13 protein-coding genes and 1 pseudogene are annotated in these 16,342 nt (G+C 47.8%); 12 read left to right on the top strand and 2 right to left on the bottom strand.

Going from position 1 to position 16,342, the window contains the following annotated elements; all coding sequences use genetic code 11:
• Positions 1 to 189: 189 nt before the first annotated feature.
• From rpmH to mnmC1, 7 genes and pseudogenes are all read left to right on the top strand, one after another.
• Positions 190 to 324 (top strand): 50S ribosomal protein L34, encoded by a 135-nt coding sequence (rpmH, locus tag AOC06_RS08785; RefSeq protein ID WP_011903922.1) that lies wholly within the window; start codon positions 190 to 192, stop codon positions 322 to 324.
• A gap of 8 nt (positions 325 to 332) precedes the next feature.
• The gene (locus AOC06_RS08780) at positions 333 to 650 is read left to right on the top strand and encodes a ribonuclease P protein component (RefSeq protein WP_215380288.1); all 318 of its coding nucleotides are present in this window, start codon (positions 333 to 335) and stop codon (positions 648 to 650) included.
• Positions 651 to 908, top strand: coding sequence for a membrane protein insertion efficiency factor YidD (gene yidD / locus AOC06_RS08775; RefSeq protein WP_215380286.1), 258 nt, complete (start codon positions 651 to 653; stop codon positions 906 to 908). It abuts the gene before it with no gap.
• Entirely contained in the window at positions 898 to 2,571 is a 1,674-nt protein-coding gene (gene yidC / locus AOC06_RS08770; RefSeq protein WP_215380282.1) for a membrane protein insertase YidC, read from the top strand. The genes yidD and yidC overlap by 11 nt, the downstream gene beginning before the upstream one ends.
• Before the next feature lie 35 nt (positions 2,572 to 2,606).
• On the top strand, positions 2,607 to 3,977 hold the full coding sequence (gene mnmE / locus AOC06_RS08765) for a tRNA uridine-5-carboxymethylaminomethyl(34) synthesis GTPase MnmE (protein WP_215381915.1): 1,371 nt from the start codon (positions 2,607 to 2,609) through the stop codon (positions 3,975 to 3,977).
• Positions 3,978 to 4,065: 88 nt separating this feature from the next.
• The gene (locus AOC06_RS08760; RefSeq protein WP_215380280.1) at positions 4,066 to 5,928 is read left to right on the top strand and encodes a phosphoenolpyruvate carboxykinase (GTP); all 1,863 of its coding nucleotides are present in this window, start codon (positions 4,066 to 4,068) and stop codon (positions 5,926 to 5,928) included.
• Positions 5,929 to 5,934: 6 nt separating this feature from the next.
• A pseudogene (gene mnmC1 / locus AOC06_RS08835) lies at positions 5,935 to 7,041 on the top strand (FAD-dependent 5-carboxymethylaminomethyl-2-thiouridine(34) oxidoreductase MnmC1); the annotation flags it as partial.
• On the opposite strand, the gene AOC06_RS08755 reads toward mnmC1, so the two are convergent.
• Together AOC06_RS08755 and dprA are read right to left on the bottom strand one after the other, a co-directional pair.
• Positions 7,014 to 9,677 carry a DNA topoisomerase III gene (locus AOC06_RS08755; protein WP_215380277.1) on the bottom strand — a complete coding sequence of 888 codons (2,664 nt, stop codon included), beginning with the start codon at positions 9,675 to 9,677 and terminating at the stop codon, positions 7,014 to 7,016. The pseudogene mnmC1 and the gene AOC06_RS08755 sit on opposite strands and share 28 nt — an antisense overlap.
• A gap of 217 nt (positions 9,678 to 9,894) precedes the next feature.
• Positions 9,895 to 10,563 (bottom strand): DNA-processing protein DprA, encoded by a 669-nt coding sequence (gene dprA, locus AOC06_RS08750; RefSeq protein ID WP_215380275.1) that lies wholly within the window; start codon positions 10,561 to 10,563, stop codon positions 9,895 to 9,897.
• Between the two features lie 71 nt (positions 10,564 to 10,634).
• Here dprA and def point away from each other — a divergent pair, with 71 nt between their 5' ends.
• From def to AOC06_RS08725, 5 genes are read left to right on the top strand one after another with little or no spacing between them, the layout of a single operon-like run.
• A complete protein-coding gene (def, locus tag AOC06_RS08745) occupies positions 10,635 to 11,156 on the top strand; it encodes a peptide deformylase (protein ID WP_215380272.1) in 522 nt (173 codons plus the stop codon).
• 3 nt (positions 11,157 to 11,159) lie between these two features.
• Complete coding sequence (gene fmt / locus AOC06_RS08740; protein ID WP_215380269.1) at positions 11,160 to 12,149, top strand: methionyl-tRNA formyltransferase; 990 nt, start codon at positions 11,160 to 11,162, stop codon at positions 12,147 to 12,149.
• Entirely contained in the window at positions 12,091 to 13,449 is a 1,359-nt protein-coding gene (gene rsmB, locus AOC06_RS08735; RefSeq protein ID WP_255879958.1) for a 16S rRNA (cytosine(967)-C(5))-methyltransferase RsmB, read from the top strand. Before fmt ends, rsmB begins: the two co-directional genes overlap by 59 nt.
• Complete coding sequence (locus AOC06_RS08730; protein ID WP_215380267.1) at positions 13,446 to 14,027, top strand: DUF4390 domain-containing protein; 582 nt, start codon at positions 13,446 to 13,448, stop codon at positions 14,025 to 14,027. The genes rsmB and AOC06_RS08730 overlap by 4 nt, the downstream gene beginning before the upstream one ends.
• Positions 14,028 to 14,029: 2 nt before the next feature.
• Complete coding sequence (locus AOC06_RS08725; RefSeq protein ID WP_255879954.1) at positions 14,030 to 16,342, top strand: sensor histidine kinase; 2,313 nt, start codon at positions 14,030 to 14,032, stop codon at positions 16,340 to 16,342.

The following is a 16,342-nucleotide window of genomic DNA, read 5'->3' as shown; positions in this document are numbered from 1 at the left end:
AGTTATCCACAAGCAAGAAAACCGTGGAAATCCTGTGGATAACTTGTGAATAAAGCCAAAAATATCATTTAAATTAAGTCATTAGGTCAAAATCAGACAAAAAATAGAGAAAACACCTATATATTTAGTTGTACAGGTTGACCTTTTAGCTCGCAAGCACGAAAATAGTCGGCTTTCCTAGGACCGATCATGAAAAGAACATACCAACCCTCAGTTACACGTCGTAAACGTACCCACGGCTTTCGTATTCGCATGAAAACCAAAAGCGGGCGCGCAGTATTGAATGCTCGCCGCGCAAAGGGCCGCAAACGTTTGGCCGTGTAAGTTAGCCATTGAATAGCGCCAGGATTTCCGAGCTCCTCAAAACACGCCCCAAGACTAGTTCCTATTGGGGTGTTTACTCAGCAACGCCCCTAGTCGACAGTCACCCAGATCTCGGGGCAGCAGTTGCTAAAAAACTGGCCAAGCGCGCAGTAGATCGTAACCGACTTAAACGCATGTTGCGCGAGCAAGTGCGTAAGGCGCAGTCAAGTCGGCTTACGCTTGATGTGGTGGTCAAACTACGCGCCCCCATTGGTCGCGGAACTCGCGGGCGACTCAGAAGCAAAGAAAAAAATTTAATACGTAACCAGCTTTTAGGTTTGGTCTGAATGCGAACTTCAAACGCCTTAGCTCTCCGTTTGGTGCGCCTTTACCAAATTGCTTTAAGCCCCTATTTTGGTTCGCAGTGCAAGTACAGTCCAAGCTGCTCACAATATGCTTGTGATTGTTTTAAGCATTATGGTTTTTTCAAAAGCGCACGCTTGATTGTGTGGCGCATCTTGCGTTGCAACCCTTGGTCACACGGCGGCCATGATCCTGCGGTAAAACAAACATCTCCTACTTTAAGTGAAGCAAATGGACTTTAAAAAAACAATACTTTGGGCGGTTTTCTCCTTATCGGCCCTGATGCTCTACAACAATTGGCAGACCTATCAAGGGAAGCCTTCGCTTTTCTCAAGCGCCCCAAGCAAGCCTGTTGGTTCGGATCAGGGCGCCACTCAAAATAAAAGCGACTTACCTGCACCGGCTTCTAGCGGACCCGCCAACCTGGCTAGCGCACTACCAAAAGAGAACGTGAATCTAGAGCAGGGTGAAAAGTTTGTATTAGAAAATGACGTGATTCGCCTAGAAATCAGCTCAACAGGCGCCAATGTAATTGATGCCAAATTGCTTAAAGAGCTCAATGCGGATAGCAAGCCGGTTGAGTTATTTCAATACACGCCCTCACACAAATATTTTGCCCGTTCGGGTTTAATCGCCATCGGTAATCCTGACTTACCAAACCACACCAGCATATTTAAATTGCAGCAGTCAGGCAAGGACGGCTCTGGTAGACCATTTTTAGTTTTGGCTAGCGAGCGTAATGGCGTTAAGCTAGAAAAAACCTTTTTACTCAATCCAGGCAGTTATGTGATTGACGTTGGTCACCGCGTTACTCAATCAAACTCCAATCCAAATCCTTTGGTGCTTTATACCGAGATTGTTCGTGACGGTACCAGCGAGCCAAAGATAGGGCCATTTGGAGGCGCCTTCTCGGCCAGCACCTTTACTGGCCCAGCAGCCTATACAGAAAACGATAAATTCAAAAAAGTAAAGTTTGAAGATATTGAGAAAAACAAAGCAGAAGCGCCAAAGCAAATACCTGCTGGTCAGACTGCATGGGTGGCAATGGTGCAGCACTACTTTGCAAGCGCATGGATTCCTGGTGATCAGGTTGCGCGTGACATCTATGCTGACAAGGTGGATATCAATTTGTATCGAATTGGTATGCAAATTCCTCTTGGCACAATCGACAAAGGCACAAGCGTTGTAGAAAAAGCGCGCCTCTTTGTTGGTCCTCAAGAAGAAAAAATGCTTGAGGGTATTGCCCCGGGCCTGGAGCTTTTAAAAGACTACGGCTATTTGACGATTTTGGCAAAACCCATTTTTTGGCTCTTAGCAAAGATTCATTCTTATGTTGGCAACTGGGGCTGGTCAATCATTTTGCTCACCATCCTCATTAAGTTGGCCTTCTTTCCTCTCTCAGCGGCAAGCTATAAATCGATGGCTCGCATGAAGGAAGTGCAGCCTCGTCTGGTTGCCATGAAAGAGCAATACAAGGGCGATCCACAGAAGCTGAACCAAGCAATGATGGAGATGTATAAAAAAGAAAAAATTAATCCAGTTGGCGGATGCTTGCCGGTCGTGATTCAAATTCCTGTTTTCATCTCGCTTTATTGGGTCTTGCTTTCTTCTGTTGAGACTCGTGGCGCACCATGGATTGGCTGGATTCATGACTTGTCTGTGCCAGATCCCTATTACATCTTGCCTGTTGTAATGGCGATCTCAATGTTTGTACAAACTAAGCTTAACCCAACACCACCCGATCCTATTCAGGCAAAGGTGATGATGTATATGCCGATTGTTTTCTCCATCATGTTCTTTTTCTTTCCAGCGGGCTTGGTTTTGTATTGGGTAGTAAACAACATGCTGTCGATCGCACAGCAATGGCAAATTAATAAATTGTTTGGAAAAAAACCGGGCGCCTAAAGGCCCACTGAGTTTCTGCACAGACAACAGCAATGATGACTCGTAAGCTGCCTATCATTGCTGTTGCTAGCGCCCCCGGCAAGGCCGGTGTCGGCGTTATTAGAATCAGTGGCACCAACCTTAAAAGCTTCGTCAGCAAGCTGTTACAAAAACCGCTGATGCCGAGACAAGCAAGCTTACAGAGCTTCCGCGATGGACAGAATAATGTCATTGATCAGCTCCTGGCAATCTACTTTGAGGCGCCCGCCTCGTTCACCGGCGAGGATATTCTTGAGCTCCAATGTCATGGGGGGCCACAACTTTTAGAGTTGGTCATGAAGCGCTGTCTCGAAGTTGGGCGAGACATTGATCTGTGTATTGCTGAGCCTGGCGAGTTCACGCTGCGCGCCTACTTGAACGACAAAATGGATTTGGCTCAGGCCGAAGCGGTTGCTGATCTCATTGATGCGCAAAGCGAGGCTGCGGTTCGAAGTGCCGCGCGCTCTCTACAGGGCGCATTTTCAGACGACATCAATGCATTGGTAGAAGAGATTACGCAACTGCGGATTTTGGTCGAATCTACTCTCGATTTTCCCGAAGAAGAAATTGAGTTTTTAGAAAATGCCCAAGCCAAAGAGCGCCTACAAAAAGTGATCTCGAGACTTGCACACTTGCGAGCTAATGCAAAGCAAGGAAAAATCTTACGTGATGGCATTCAACTGGCCTTAGTTGGTGCGCCGAACGTTGGTAAGAGTTCATTACTCAATCGATTGGCTGGCGAAGAAGTTGCCATAGTGACGCCAATTGCTGGCACCACCCGCGATCGGGTAAAAGAAAGCATCACGATCAATGGCGTGCCGATTCATATTATTGATACCGCTGGCCTGCGAGATACCCAAGATGAAGTTGAAGCAAAGGGTATAGAACGCTCTTGGGATGCTATCCGCACGGCTGATTTAGTCGTTTACCTAAAGGATGCCGCCAATGCGGGAAAGGAATCTGCAAAAGATACCAAGCTCAAGGCAGAAATCATTGCCGCCTTGCCGCCCAAGTGCCCAATTTTAGAAGTGCATAACAAGGCCGATTTATTGGCTGCAAATGCTTTTGCTGCCAGCGAGACTCTGAAGATTTCTGCCAAAACTGGGGACGGAGTTGAGGGTCTAAAAAATAGAATCCTTGAAATTGCAGGATGGAGCGCACCCCAAGAGGGTGGAATATTGGCGCGTCGCCGCCATCTAGATTGCTTAGATCGTGCCATGGAACATATTGAGAAATCAGAGCAGTTTGCTGTAAATGGCAACAATTCGCTGGAGTTATTCGCAGAAGAGCTCCGATTAGCGCAAGATGAGCTAGGTAAGATCACCGGAAAACTCTTGCCAGATGAGCTCTTGGGCAAAATTTTCAGTCAGTTTTGCATTGGCAAATAGAGGGTTTGCTCTAGGCTGCCGGGGTCGTGAAATATGACCGAAATGTTAATATTGTTCGATCCAAAATTACCTTTCCATAAAGGATCACATGAGCATAGTTGATAACAGCCAAGTGAACGTAAATGTACCCACTTACGTAAAAAATAACCAATTAATTCAATGGGTTGCTGAAGTAGCAGCCTTGACTCAGCCAGATCAGATTCACTGGTGTGATGGCTCTCAAGCGGAATACGATGGGCTTTGCGAGCTTCTGGTTAAGGCCGGCGTATTTAAGCGACTCAATCCAGCGAAACGGAAAAATTCCTTCCTGGCGCTATCTGACCCCGATGATGTGGCTCGCGTCGAAGATCGCACATTTATTTGCTCTACCCAGAAGGAAGACGCTGGACCAACGAATAACTGGGTTGAGCCAACGGAAATGCGGGCAACCCTAAAGCCACTATTTGCTGGTTGTATGCGCGGCAGAACGATGTACGTAGTGCCTTTCTCAATGGGCCCTATCGGATCACCCATCGCCCATATTGGCGTAGAAGTTTCAGATAGTCCTTACGTTGCTATCAATATGCGCATCATGACGCGTATGGGCAAGGCTGTTATCGAGCAACTTGGCGCTAACGGCGAGTTTGTTCCCTGTGTGCACTCTGTTGGCAAGCCACTTGCAGCGGGCGAGAAAGATGTTGCTTGGCCAAATAACAAAACCAAGTACATCGTGCACTATCCAGAGACCCGCGAGATTTGGTCTTTTGGGTCGGGCTATGGTGGTAACGCGCTACTTGGCAAAAAATGTTTTGCTTTAAGAATCGCCTCCAATATGGGCCGCGATCAAGGATGGCTTGCAGAGCACATGCTGATTTTGGGAGTGACTTCTCCAGAGGGAAAGAAGTTTCATATTGCCGCTGCTTTCCCATCCGCCTGTGGCAAAACCAATTTCTCAATGATGATTCCGCCAAAAGGTTTTGAGGGCTGGAAAGTAACCACCGTTGGTGACGACATTGCCTGGATCAAGCCGCGTAAAGATGCAAACGGCAAAACCCGTTTGTATGCGATTAATCCAGAGTCAGGATATTTTGGTGTAGCACCTGGAACCAATCGCCAAACCAATGCAAATTGTTTGGACTCTTTAAATCAAGATGTGATTTTTACGAACGTTGGTTTAACGGATGATGGTGATGTGTGGTGGGAAGGCTTAACAGAAACCCCGCCTGCACATTTGATTGATTGGCAAGGCAAAGACTGGACTCCGGCAGACGGTGCAGCAGGTCGCAAAGCTGCGCATCCGAATTCTCGCTTTACAGTAGCCGCAACGAACAATCCAGTGGTTGATCCAAAATGGGACGACCCAGAAGGCGTTCCAATTGATTCATTCTTGTTTGGTGGTCGTCGCTCTAACACAGTCCCCTTGGTCAGCGAAGCGCGTGACTGGGTTGAGGGTGTTTATATGGCTGCCACCTTGGGCTCAGAAACCACTGCCGCCATTACTGGTCAAGTTGGCGTGGTGCGCCGCGATCCTTTCGCCATGATTGCTTTTGCTGGATACAACATGAGCGACTATTTCCGTCATTGGTTAAATATTGGTAAGAAGCTGGAGGCTGAAGGCGCAACCTTGCCAAAAATTTATTGCGTTAATTGGTTCCGCAAAGACGAGAACGGCAAATTTGTTTGGCCTGGTTTCGGAGAGAATATGCGAGTACTCTCTTGGATTTTAGGTCGCGTCGAGGGCAAAGCAAACGGCACAGAAACACCATTTGGCATTTCTCCAAAACATGCTGATCTTCACTGGAGTGGTTTGGACTATTCGGCCGATCAATTTCAAAAAGCAATCGCAGTTGGAACAGAAGATTGGAAGAACGAGCTCAAACTTCACTCTGAGCTATTTGCACATCTCGGTGAGCGCTTGCCCAAAGAGCTTTTAGCAACGCAAGCCAAAATTGAGGAACGCTTAAGCGCCTAAATTAGGGTGCTTAACAAAGGCTTTGTGATTAAACCCCAACACCATGCCGTTGTGGTGATTGGGGCGGGCATTGCTGGTGCTGCGATCGCCAATGAGTTGATTGAGCGGGGGCAAACGGTTTGCGTGATGGATCAAGCGGCGGGCCCAGCCACCGGATGTTCTAGTCATGCCTTCGCAATTGCACATCCTCATGTTGGCAGAGGTGCCCCACGCTTACTGAGGCTTACTCGGATTGCTTTTTTGTTAGCAGAGGAGCAGTGGGGTGCAACTTGGAATCAACACGGCATATTTCAACCCACTAAAAAAGATAAGGCATTTGATCGAGCTGAAGTCAGTGCGCATTTGCGCGCTCTAGAGCTTGATGAAAGTTTGGCAATAGCCTTAGATGAGGTCGACGCAGAGCGGATTTGTGGAATTAAACAAAGCGGGGTTTGGTTGCCACGCGGCGCATCTATGAGCCTTGCGGAAGCTAGTAAAAAAATGCTTCAAGCCCGCAGTGGACTCACAACTTGTTGGAATCAAGCCGTTGTTAAGCTGGAGCAAAGCAAAGACTCTTGGCTGTTGCTGAATAAAGAGAATGCAGTCATATGCAGCGCAGATAAAGTGGTTATCACTGCTGGAGCAAATACCAAAGCGTTAATGGAAAGCCTGCAAGTACGTTTGCCATTAAGACCTGTGCGCGGACAGCTGAGTATTTTCTCGGTATCAGAAAAAAGCCCTTGGGCACAAGAGCTACCTGGAGTGGGCTTATCTGGAGACGGCTATTGCTTGCCTGCACGGGCGCCTCAAGATGGTCGGCGTCTTTGGATGGTTGGCTCAAGTTATGACGAGGGCGAAGATGATGCGCTCCCAAGAGAGAGTAGTGATCAATTTAATCGCGAACAAGCAAGGGCACTCTTGAGCTTTGCACAAGGCAACTTAGCCGATCTAGAAAGTCATGGAAGCTTTGTGGGGATTCGCTGCGTGGCTGGAGACAGGCTGCCGATTATTGGCGCCCTTATACAGCGCCCCGGTATCTTTATGGCCAGCGCTTTTGGATCGAGGGGCGTGCTTTGGTCAGCCTTGTCAGCAAAGCTGATTGCTGCTCAGGTTTTGGACGATGCCGCTTTGCTAGCGCGCTTAGGCTTAACGGCGGATTTGCTTGCAGCACTTGCTCCGGCCCGTTTTTTGGCTGGTGCCGCACCCTCAGCCTTGGGCGCCTTAGCTTCAAATTCAAAGCCGATTTTCCCATCCGCACCTAAAGCTAGGTAGGCCTTAAAGCCGCGACCCGTTCGATTCGATTTGAAGTTGGCTAGAAGGTCGGTTTTGCCTTCTTTCAGCAATTTTTGAACTTGTTCTGTAGAAATTTCTTGCTGAAGAACAACCTTGCCTGTTTTGAAGTCGCAAGTTTTGGCGGGACCTGTATTGTGCTCACAGAGATAACGCATACCATCTTCATATACTGCGCCAGAACATTTTGGACATACGCCCAAAGCTTGTCGTCCAGTGAAATCGATTGCTTCGGACTCATCTTCTTGGGAGTTGCCGAAGTCAAACTCTAACTTAAAGCCCGCGTTTGGATAATCTGCATCATCCTCAGGAATTTCACTCAATTTAATAATGGCCGCAAATGGTCTACCCATTTTGCTGCGAAAGCCTTGCAATGGCCCGATAGTTTTCTCTTTAAGCAGCTCTTCAACTTCGGGATATTCAAAGGCACGACCACCAGGCGTTTTGCTGATGGTGAAGCCACATTTCTCACAAGCAAAGCGTCGATAGTTTTCTTTAACGGCGCCCTTGCAATGAGGACAAGGCGTTTGCAAAGTGGCATAGTCACCAGGAATGGTGTCGCTGTCATACTCTTTTGCACGCTTCACAATGCGTTGCGTCATTTGCGCAATTTCTTGCATGAAGGTATCACGACTCATCTTGCGTTGCTCGATCAGCGCCAGTTTATTTTCCCAATTGCCAGTGAGATCGGGACGCGTGAGCTCTTCCACATCGAGCCCGCGCAACAAGGTCATTAGCTGAAAGGCTTTTGCAGTTGGAATGAGTTCGCGGGCTTCGCGCACCATATATTTTTCTGCTAGCAAGCCCTCGATAATCGCCGCACGCGTTGCTGGAGTGCCAAGACCCTTCTCAGCCATGGCTTCGCGCATCTCATCATCATCAACCCATTTGCCTGCACTTTCCATCGCGGAGAGCAAGGTCGCCTCAGAGTAACGGGCTGGAGGCTTGGTCTTTAATGGCACTGCTGCAATAGATTCAGTCTGAACACTTTCACCTTCTTTAACGGCAACCAATTCATCATCGGCCTGATTGGCTTTTCCATAAACGGTTAACCAGCCTGGGTGAACCAAGACTCGCCCCTCCGTTTTGAAATGGTGTCCTGAGGTTTCAGTGATGCGTGTAGTAACACGAAATTCAGCAGCAGGATAGAACACTGCCAAGAAACGACGGACCACCAAGTCATAGAGCTTGAACTCGGGTTCGCTAAGTGTTTTTGGAGCCTCAAGCGTTGGAATGATTGCAAAGTGATCAGAGATTTTGCTGTCATCAAAGATGCGCTTATTAGGCTTAATCCAACCATAGCCAGCCTTATTCTTTGGATCCTTAGGGTCGCCCTTTAATATTTGCTCAGCAAAAGGGCGCAGCTCTTGAGAGTGTGCTGCCAGATTCTCAATGGTTTGTTTAACGGTATCTAGATAGTCTTCTGGCAATGCTTTGGAGTCTGTTCTTGGATAAGTTAAAACTTTGTGTCTTTCATATAGGGCTTGTGCAAGACCTAAAGTATTCTTGGCTGAGAAACCAAAACGCGCATTTGCTTCGCGCTGCAAGCTGGTTAAATCAAATAGTTGTGGTGCAAGCTGCGTGGCAGGTTTTGCTTCTTCAGTAACACTGGCTTTTTTGTCCCTACAGGCAGCAACAATGCTTTGTGCGGCTGCCTCGCTCCACAGGCGGTTCTCACGGGCATCTGGCGCGGCAACATCTTTCTTAAATTTCGGATCAAACCAGCGACCTTCATACACGCCTGCAGCGGCGATGAACTCGGCCTTCACTTCCCAATAATCTTTAGAGACAAACTTGCGAATTAATTCTTCGCGCTCAACCACAATCGATAACGTTGGCGTTTGAACCCGACCAACTGTGGTCAAAAAGAATCCACCACTTTTACTATTAAAGGCAGTCATGGCGCGAGTGCCATTAATACCAACTAACCAATCGGCTTCAGAGCGGCAACGAGCAGCATCAGCAAGGGGCTGCATTTCTTCATCGCTACGAAGTTTTGCAAAACCCTCCCGAATGGCGTTCGGGGTCATCGATTGCAACCAGAGCCGTTTTACCCCTTGGGTTGCTTTGGCATGCTGAGCAATTAATCGAAAAATAAGTTCGCCCTCGCGGCCCGCGTCACATGCATTAATCAGTGCATTGATATCTTTGCGCTTAATCAGTTTTTGTAATACTTTCAGGCGGGATTCTGTTTTGGCAATTGGACGTAGATCAAAGTGCGGAGGAACCACTGGTAAGTTGGCAAAGGACCACTTGCCTCGTTTGACGTCATATTCTTCAGGGGCAGCAATTTCTAGCAGGTGACCCACGGCAGAGGAGACGACAAAGTCTGCGCTCTCAAAATAATCTTCATGCTTTGTAAATCCACCCAGGGCTTTAGCGATGTCGTTGGCTACCGACGGTTTTTCGGCAATGATCAGCGCTTTTGGGTGATCGACCCCAGAAGACTTTGAGCTGGTTTTGGTAGGTGCTTTAGCCACGCGTTTGCCTAAATTTGAGCTTAAAAGATGGATGGAATGGGGAAAAAGACGACCAATTTAAACCAAAATAACTACTGACCAACTATTTACCCCTTTTTTATTATTAACCGATAAATCGTTAAAAGTCCAAATTGCCGTATTCTTGTGCCCAATAAATAGGCAAAAAAGATACTTCATGAAGTGAAAACATCGATTTTTTGCACTTTAAACAGGGTTTTCAATAAATCAGCTCTTCCAGAACTTCTTTTGGAGAGGCGACCAGTTTTGCTCCTTGCCCAATTAAATGGTGGCATCCAGCAGACAAGGGGCTGTGAATCGACGAGGGGATGGCAAAAACTTCCCTGCCCAATTCCAGCGCAAGGCGTGCCGTGATGAGGGAGCCCGAGCGCTGAGCAGCCTCTACCACCAAAACACCCAAGGCCAAGGCAGCAATCAAGCGGTTGCGACGCGGGAAATGAAAGGCCCTGGGCCCGACACCCAAAGGCAGTTCGCTTAATAAAAGACCATTTCCCCAAATCTCTTTGGCTAGTGTTTGATGTTCAGGGGGGTAGGTAAGATCTAGGCCAGTGCCACAGATTGCTAAGGTTGGCCGGCTCAAACTAAGTGCTGCTCGATGTGAGACTCCATCAATGCCTTTAGCTAGCCCTGAAATTACCAGAAGACCCGAGCTTGCCAGAGCCTGAGCAAAGCAGTGGGCATTTCTAAGCCCCTCTTGACTGGGGGCTCGAGAGCCGACAATTGCCACCATCGGCAAACTCAGCAATTCAACTTTTCCAGCTATATAAATAGTAGTAGGAGGGTCTGCCAAGTCAAGCAAGCGTTTAGGGTAATTGGGGGCGCCCAAAGATAGACGGTGAATTTGTGCGGAGCTCGGTTTGTTTCTCATCAAGCCATTTTGATTCTTGAGAAAATTTCAGCAATCAGCCAATTCGGATTGGTCTGTTAGATAATTCAGATATGGCCTTATTACCCGTCCTTTGCTACCCAGACCCCCGCTTACAAAAGCGGGCCAAACCTGTTGAGAAGGTAGATGAGCGTATCAAAGCAATTGTCAAGGATATGGCAGAGACCATGTACGAAGCCCCCGGCGTTGGCTTGGCCGCTACGCAAGTAGATATCCATGAGCAAATCATTGTGATTGACGTTTCTGATGAGCAGAATGAACTAATGGTGTTCATTAATCCTGAGCTTGTATGGACCAGCCCAGAAAAAAAATCGTGGCGCGAGGGATGTCTCTCAGTGCCCGAGTATTACGATGAAGTGGAGCGCCCTGCCAATATTCGCGTCAAAGCGCTCGATGTCCATGGCAAATCTTTTGAGTTAGAGGCGGATGGTTTGCTTGCAGTATGTCTACAGCACGAGATGGATCACCTAAAAGGAAAAGTTTTTGTTGAGTACCTATCTCTACTAAAGCGAAATCGCATCTCTCTCAAAATGAAAAAGCGCGCCAAAGAGTTAGTGGAGCAGCGTCAAGCGTAGCCAATGAAAATTGTCTTTGCTGGAACCCCTGAGTTTGCAGCTCAAGCAATGCGCGCTATCGACGCGGCAGGCCATCAAATTGTTTTGGTGTTGACACAACCAGATCGTCGAGCCGGCAGGGGAATGCATTTACATGCAAGTCCAGTTAAAACATTTGCGCTTGAAAAGAATATTTCTGTTTTACAACCAAGCACACTCAAACGCAATGCTACCGAAGTTGCAAAAAAAGCCGAGGCAGAGAGCGCCTATCAAAAGCTTGCTAAGCTAGAGTTTGATGCGATGGTGGTAGTTGCTTATGGTTTGCTCTTGCCCCAAGATGTTTTAGATCTTGCAGAAAAAGAAGGTCGCTTTGGTTGCTTTAATATTCATGCCTCTCTCTTGCCTCGTTGGCGAGGTGCAGCGCCGATTCAAAGGGCGATAGAGGCGGGCGATAAGAAGACAGGTGTATGCATTATGCAAATGGATGCGGGCTTGGATACAGGCGATGTCGTCTTGAGACAAGAGCTTTATATCGCAAAAGAAGAAACAAGTGCGTCTTTGCATGATCGCTTAGCAGATATGGGCGCAAGCCTCATTGTGCAAACACTCAATGCTTTAGATGCTAGACATGCTTTAGTGAGAAGTCCGCAAGCAAAAGATGGCGTTAGCTATGCAGACAAAATTCTCAAGAGCGAAGGGGAGATTAATTGGCAGCTCAGTGCCAACGAAATCGATCGACGGATTCGTGCCTTTAATCCTTTTCCTGGCGCAAGCGCCACTCTGGGCGGAGAGCCTATCAAGATTTTCAATTCTGCCCTGGCAGCACAGACGCTACCAAGACAGTCAGCCGCTCCAGGACAAATATTGGGGGCATCTGAAACCGGAGTTTATGTTCAATGCGGAGATGGAGTTGTTGAGCTAACTGAAGTTCAGCGTCCCGGCGGAAAAAGAATGAATGCAAAGCTGGGACTTCATACTCAGTTGGAGCAGAAAGAAGCGAGTCGGTTTGACTGAGCGCCCAGGAAGTCATAATCTGCCTTTATCAGAGGCAATCACGATCGCAGCCCAAGCGCTTGGCGAAGTCATGCGCGGCAGGTCATTGGGCGAAGTGCTCGATCAGCTTGGCGCACATGAGCGCCCCATCGTCCAAAGTCTGACTTTTGATGCTTTGCGCAAATGGAATGGCTCACAAGAACTCATCAAAGAGTTTGTGCCGAAGGCGCCACCTCCTGAAACAGCTCATCTCTTAAGCGTAGCGATTGCATTATTTTTACATGGCGACCAGAAGACTTATGCCACGCATACGATTGTCGATCAGGCAGTTGAGGCTTGCGGCCTTTACGACAAAACCCTTTATGCCAAGGGGATGGTCAATGCTGTATTACGTAAGGTGAGTCAGAAGTTTCAAGCGATTGCCACCAAGGGCTATGCGCCCGACCCGATTTCCATGTATTACCCAGCATGGTGGCGTGCCAATTTAAAGCAGTCTTACCCTAAAGAGTGGCAAGCGATTGGTTTTCAGCAAGCCCAGCGTGCCCCATTAATACTTCGTGTCAACGTACGGCAATATACGCGTGAGCAATATCAAGCTATGTTGGCTCAAAGCGGAATTGCTTCAAAACCCCTTGATACCCTGGCTGGCGTTCTTCTTCCCTCGGCGCTAATCCTAGATGAGGCTGTGCCTGTCTCAGACCTGCCCGAGTTTTACAGTGGAGCTGTTTCAGTGCAGGACTCCGGGGCTCAATTAGCCGCAATATTGTTAGATCCAAAAGTAGGCGACTTAATTCTAGACGCCTGTGCAGCCCCTGGTGGCAAAACGGCGCACTTATTAGAGTTGGCCGATGCGAATACAGTAGCTTTAGAAATAGATAAACACCGCCTTGCCCGTATCGGCGGAAATTTAGATCGCCTGCGCCTACATACCGACAAGGTGCAGATTGTGAGAGGGGATGCCTCGCAATCTTCTTGGTGGGACGGCAAGCCTTTTGACAAAATTCTGCTTGATGCCCCTTGCTCCGCATCGGGCATTGTGGCCCGCCATCCCGATATCCCTTTTCTGCGTCGCGCCTCGGATATTGCTCAGTTGCAGCAAAAACAGCAGAGCATTATGGCGCAGGCTTGGCAAATGCTAAAACCAAATGGCACGCTTTTATATATCACTTGCTCTATTTTTCCGGAAGAAGGGGAAGACCAGGCTAAATGGTTTGCAGCAAAATACCCCAATGCATTACGATTAAGCGCTCCAGGACAGATTCTCCCGACCGCTACAAATGATGGTTTTTACTATGCCTTGTTTAAGAAAAATGGGTCATGAGTCAAAGCATTAAACAATTGCTTCTCTGCATACTATTGGCGCTGGGTTTGGGTGCGGGCGTTGCCTATGCTGAGGGAATCAAAATCAAATCCGTCGAGTTGGAGCGGGCTGATAACGACTGGCTACTCAATGCCACTTTTCAAATTGAACTATCGCCGGGCCTGGAAGATGCAGTTCAAAAAGGGGTGGTTTTATATTTTCAAACCGAATTTGATTTAACCCGTTCGCGCTGGTACTGGTTTGATGAAAAATCGATCTTGGCCCAAAAGCAAGCCCGACTCTCTTATCAGCCCCTCACGAAACAGTATCGAATTTCATCAGAAGGTTTTACCTTTTCTGCGCCCACCATTGCTGAGGCGCTTCAAGTGATTGGTAGCATTGGTGGTTGGCGCGTGATTGAGGGCGCTCAAATTGACCCCAGTAAGTCGTATACGGCGGCACTAAAAATGTCGCTTGATTTGAGTAAGCTTCCTAAGCCGTTTCAAGTGAATGCACTCAATAATCGCGACTGGAATATTAGTAGCGAGTGGCTACATTTCCCTTTTAATCCCACAGGACAAAACCTGATTCAGCGATGAAGATGGCATTGAACTCATTCATCCCCAAACTCTCTCAAAAAGAAATTTGGAAGGGGCGCCTTCTTCCATTGGCGGCAGGATTAATTGGTGGATTTGCATTGATTCTGCTGGTGATGCTTTCGCTCGCCTCATCCAATACGAAGTTTTTTGATAATTATTTTATTTGGCTTTACGCTGCCAACATTATTATTGGCATTAGCCTAACCCTCGTCATTATTGTTTTGGTGGTTGTGATTGCGGTGCGCTGGCATAAGGGCCGCTTTGGTACACGACTAATCGCCAAGCTAGCAATGATTTTTGGTTTAGTTGGCGTAGTGCCAGGTTTAATTTTGTATGGCGTATCTCTACAATTCGTATCTCGAAGTATTGAAACTTGGTTTGATGTACAAACCGAGTCAGCCCTGGAGGCCGGCCTAGAGTTGGGGCGCGCAACTCTGAGCAGCTCGCTCGCTGAATTACAGGATGAGGGCCGCATTGTTGCTGATCAAATTCAGCGCCTACCTAATAATGCGAGTCCTGCAGAGTTAACGCTGTTGCTATCGAGAATGCGAGATCAGTTTGGCATTCAAGAAATCACGATCTTTAATGGCCGACAAATGATTGTGGCTACAGCGGCCTCTGGCGCCCTTGAGGCGCCCTCTGCAGCGCCTAGCTCGGAGACGATGTCTCAAGCTTCTAAGGTAAATGGCAGCGCATATATAGATGAGCCTAATAACTCCGATGGATCACAGGCTTACCGCTTGCGGGCAATTGTTCCTTTGGTTAAAGAGCGCTTCAACGGCGATCACGGCTTCGGGCTTGGTCTTCAGAATCAAAAAGAATTTTGGTATTTGCAGCTCATTAAGACGGTGCCCGAGGGAATCAGTAAAAACACCTTAGCAGTGCAGGCTGCCTATACCGATTACCAAGAAAAATCATTAGGCCGCTCCGGCCTGAAGAAGATGTTTGTGGGCACGCTGACACTCACACTCTTTTTTGCATTATTCGTGGCGGTGGTCTTAGCCTTATTGCTGGGTCGGCAACTGGCGCGCCCTTTGTTGATGCTCTTGCGAGGAACTCAAGCTGTTGCACAGGGGGATCTTTCTCCAAAGCCTGAGTTGGATACTGGCGACGAGCTCGGAATGTTGACCCGCCAATTTAATGTAATGACACGACAGCTTGCAGATACCCGTAAGTCTTTGCAAGAATCCAAGGCCTTTTTAGAAACTGTTCTCGGTAATTTAACGGCTGGTGTCTGTATTTTTGACAAGCACTTCAACGTTGTCTCCAGCAATGCGGGCGCAGATCGAATTTTTCGCCAAGATTTAACGAAGTTGGATGGGAAGGCTTTGAGTGAAATTCCGGTATTAGAGGAATTTGAGCAAGCCATTCAAGAGGGGTTTGCTACTATGAAGCTCAGTATTGCTGCTGGAGGCGATGCAGCTTCAGCCAATCTAGAAGAGGTGGCCCCTGTATGGCAAAAGCAAATTCAGCTCCACGCAACCAATGAATTTGAAAATGAGCTGGGCGTGACCCTTTTTGTTAGGGGAACCGAGCTGGCGCCCGATTTAAAGATGGTGGTATTCGATGACATTACCGATGTTGTCAGTGCTCAGCGCTCGATTGCTTGGAGTGAGGTGGCTAGACGTTTGGCCCATGAAATTAAGAATCCACTGACCCCCATTCAGCTGTCTGCAGAGCGCCTGCAACATAAACTGGCCGGTAGCTTAACTCCCGAGCAAGAAGAAATGCTGAACCGCAGCACTGACACCATCATTGGCCAAGTGCGCGCCATGAAAGAAATGGTGAATGATTTTAGGGATTTTGCTAAGACACCTGCACCACAATTAAAGGCGGTATCAATTAATCAGCTCACACAAGAGATTCTGGGTCTTTATGAGGGCAGCCCATTGCGCGTCATACTAGATCCACACTGTCCAGATATTATGGGTGATCCTACTCAGCTCAGACAGGTTATTCATAATCTATTACAGAATGCGCAGGATGCAACTTTAGAAGGCAGTCATCAAAATGAACCCGTTCAAGTTAAAACTGAGTTGGTTCCTTATGGAGAGGCTAACGGCATAATGCAAAATGCAGTGAGACTGACAATAAGTGATTCTGGTTCTGGATTTCCAGCTAAGATATTGGCAAGGGCATTCGAGCCCTATGTAACAACCAAGAGTAAAGGTACGGGATTGGGATTGGCTGTGGTGAAGAAAATTATTGAAGATCATTCTGCCAAAATAGAAATCCGGAATCGCATGCAGGGAGAAGAAGTGATTGGTGCAAAAGTATCCATTTTGTTTATGAACCTAGCGAAAGAGGCGGCGTAA

Origin of the sequence: Polynucleobacter paludilacus, assembly GCF_018687595.1 — a bacterium.
Lineage (GTDB): Bacteria > Pseudomonadota > Gammaproteobacteria > Burkholderiales > Burkholderiaceae > Polynucleobacter > Polynucleobacter paludilacus.
This window is presented reverse-complemented; position numbering and strand designations above follow the sequence as displayed.

Excerpts from the sequence above, each read along its gene's own strand:
- rpmH (WP_011903922.1), top strand. The coding sequence starts at position 190 with ATGAAAAGAACATACCAACCCTCAGTTACACGTCGTAAACGTACCCAC.
- yidD (WP_215380286.1), top strand. The coding sequence starts at position 651 with ATGCGAACTTCAAACGCCTTAGCTCTCCGTTTGGTGCGCCTTTACCAA.
- yidC (WP_215380282.1), top strand. The coding sequence starts at position 898 with ATGGACTTTAAAAAAACAATACTTTGGGCGGTTTTCTCCTTATCGGCC.
- mnmE (WP_215381915.1), top strand. The coding sequence starts at position 2,607 with ATGACTCGTAAGCTGCCTATCATTGCTGTTGCTAGCGCCCCCGGCAAG.
- AOC06_RS08760 (WP_215380280.1), top strand. The coding sequence starts at position 4,066 with ATGAGCATAGTTGATAACAGCCAAGTGAACGTAAATGTACCCACTTAC.
- dprA (WP_215380275.1), bottom strand. The coding sequence starts at position 10,563 with ATGAGAAACAAACCGAGCTCCGCACAAATTCACCGTCTATCTTTGGGC.
- def (WP_215380272.1), top strand. The coding sequence starts at position 10,635 with ATGGCCTTATTACCCGTCCTTTGCTACCCAGACCCCCGCTTACAAAAG.
- fmt (WP_215380269.1), top strand. The coding sequence starts at position 11,160 with ATGAAAATTGTCTTTGCTGGAACCCCTGAGTTTGCAGCTCAAGCAATG.
- rsmB (WP_255879958.1), top strand. The coding sequence starts at position 12,091 with ATGCAAAGCTGGGACTTCATACTCAGTTGGAGCAGAAAGAAGCGAGTC.
- AOC06_RS08730 (WP_215380267.1), top strand. The coding sequence starts at position 13,446 with ATGAGTCAAAGCATTAAACAATTGCTTCTCTGCATACTATTGGCGCTG.
- AOC06_RS08725 (WP_255879954.1), top strand. The coding sequence starts at position 14,030 with ATGGCATTGAACTCATTCATCCCCAAACTCTCTCAAAAAGAAATTTGG.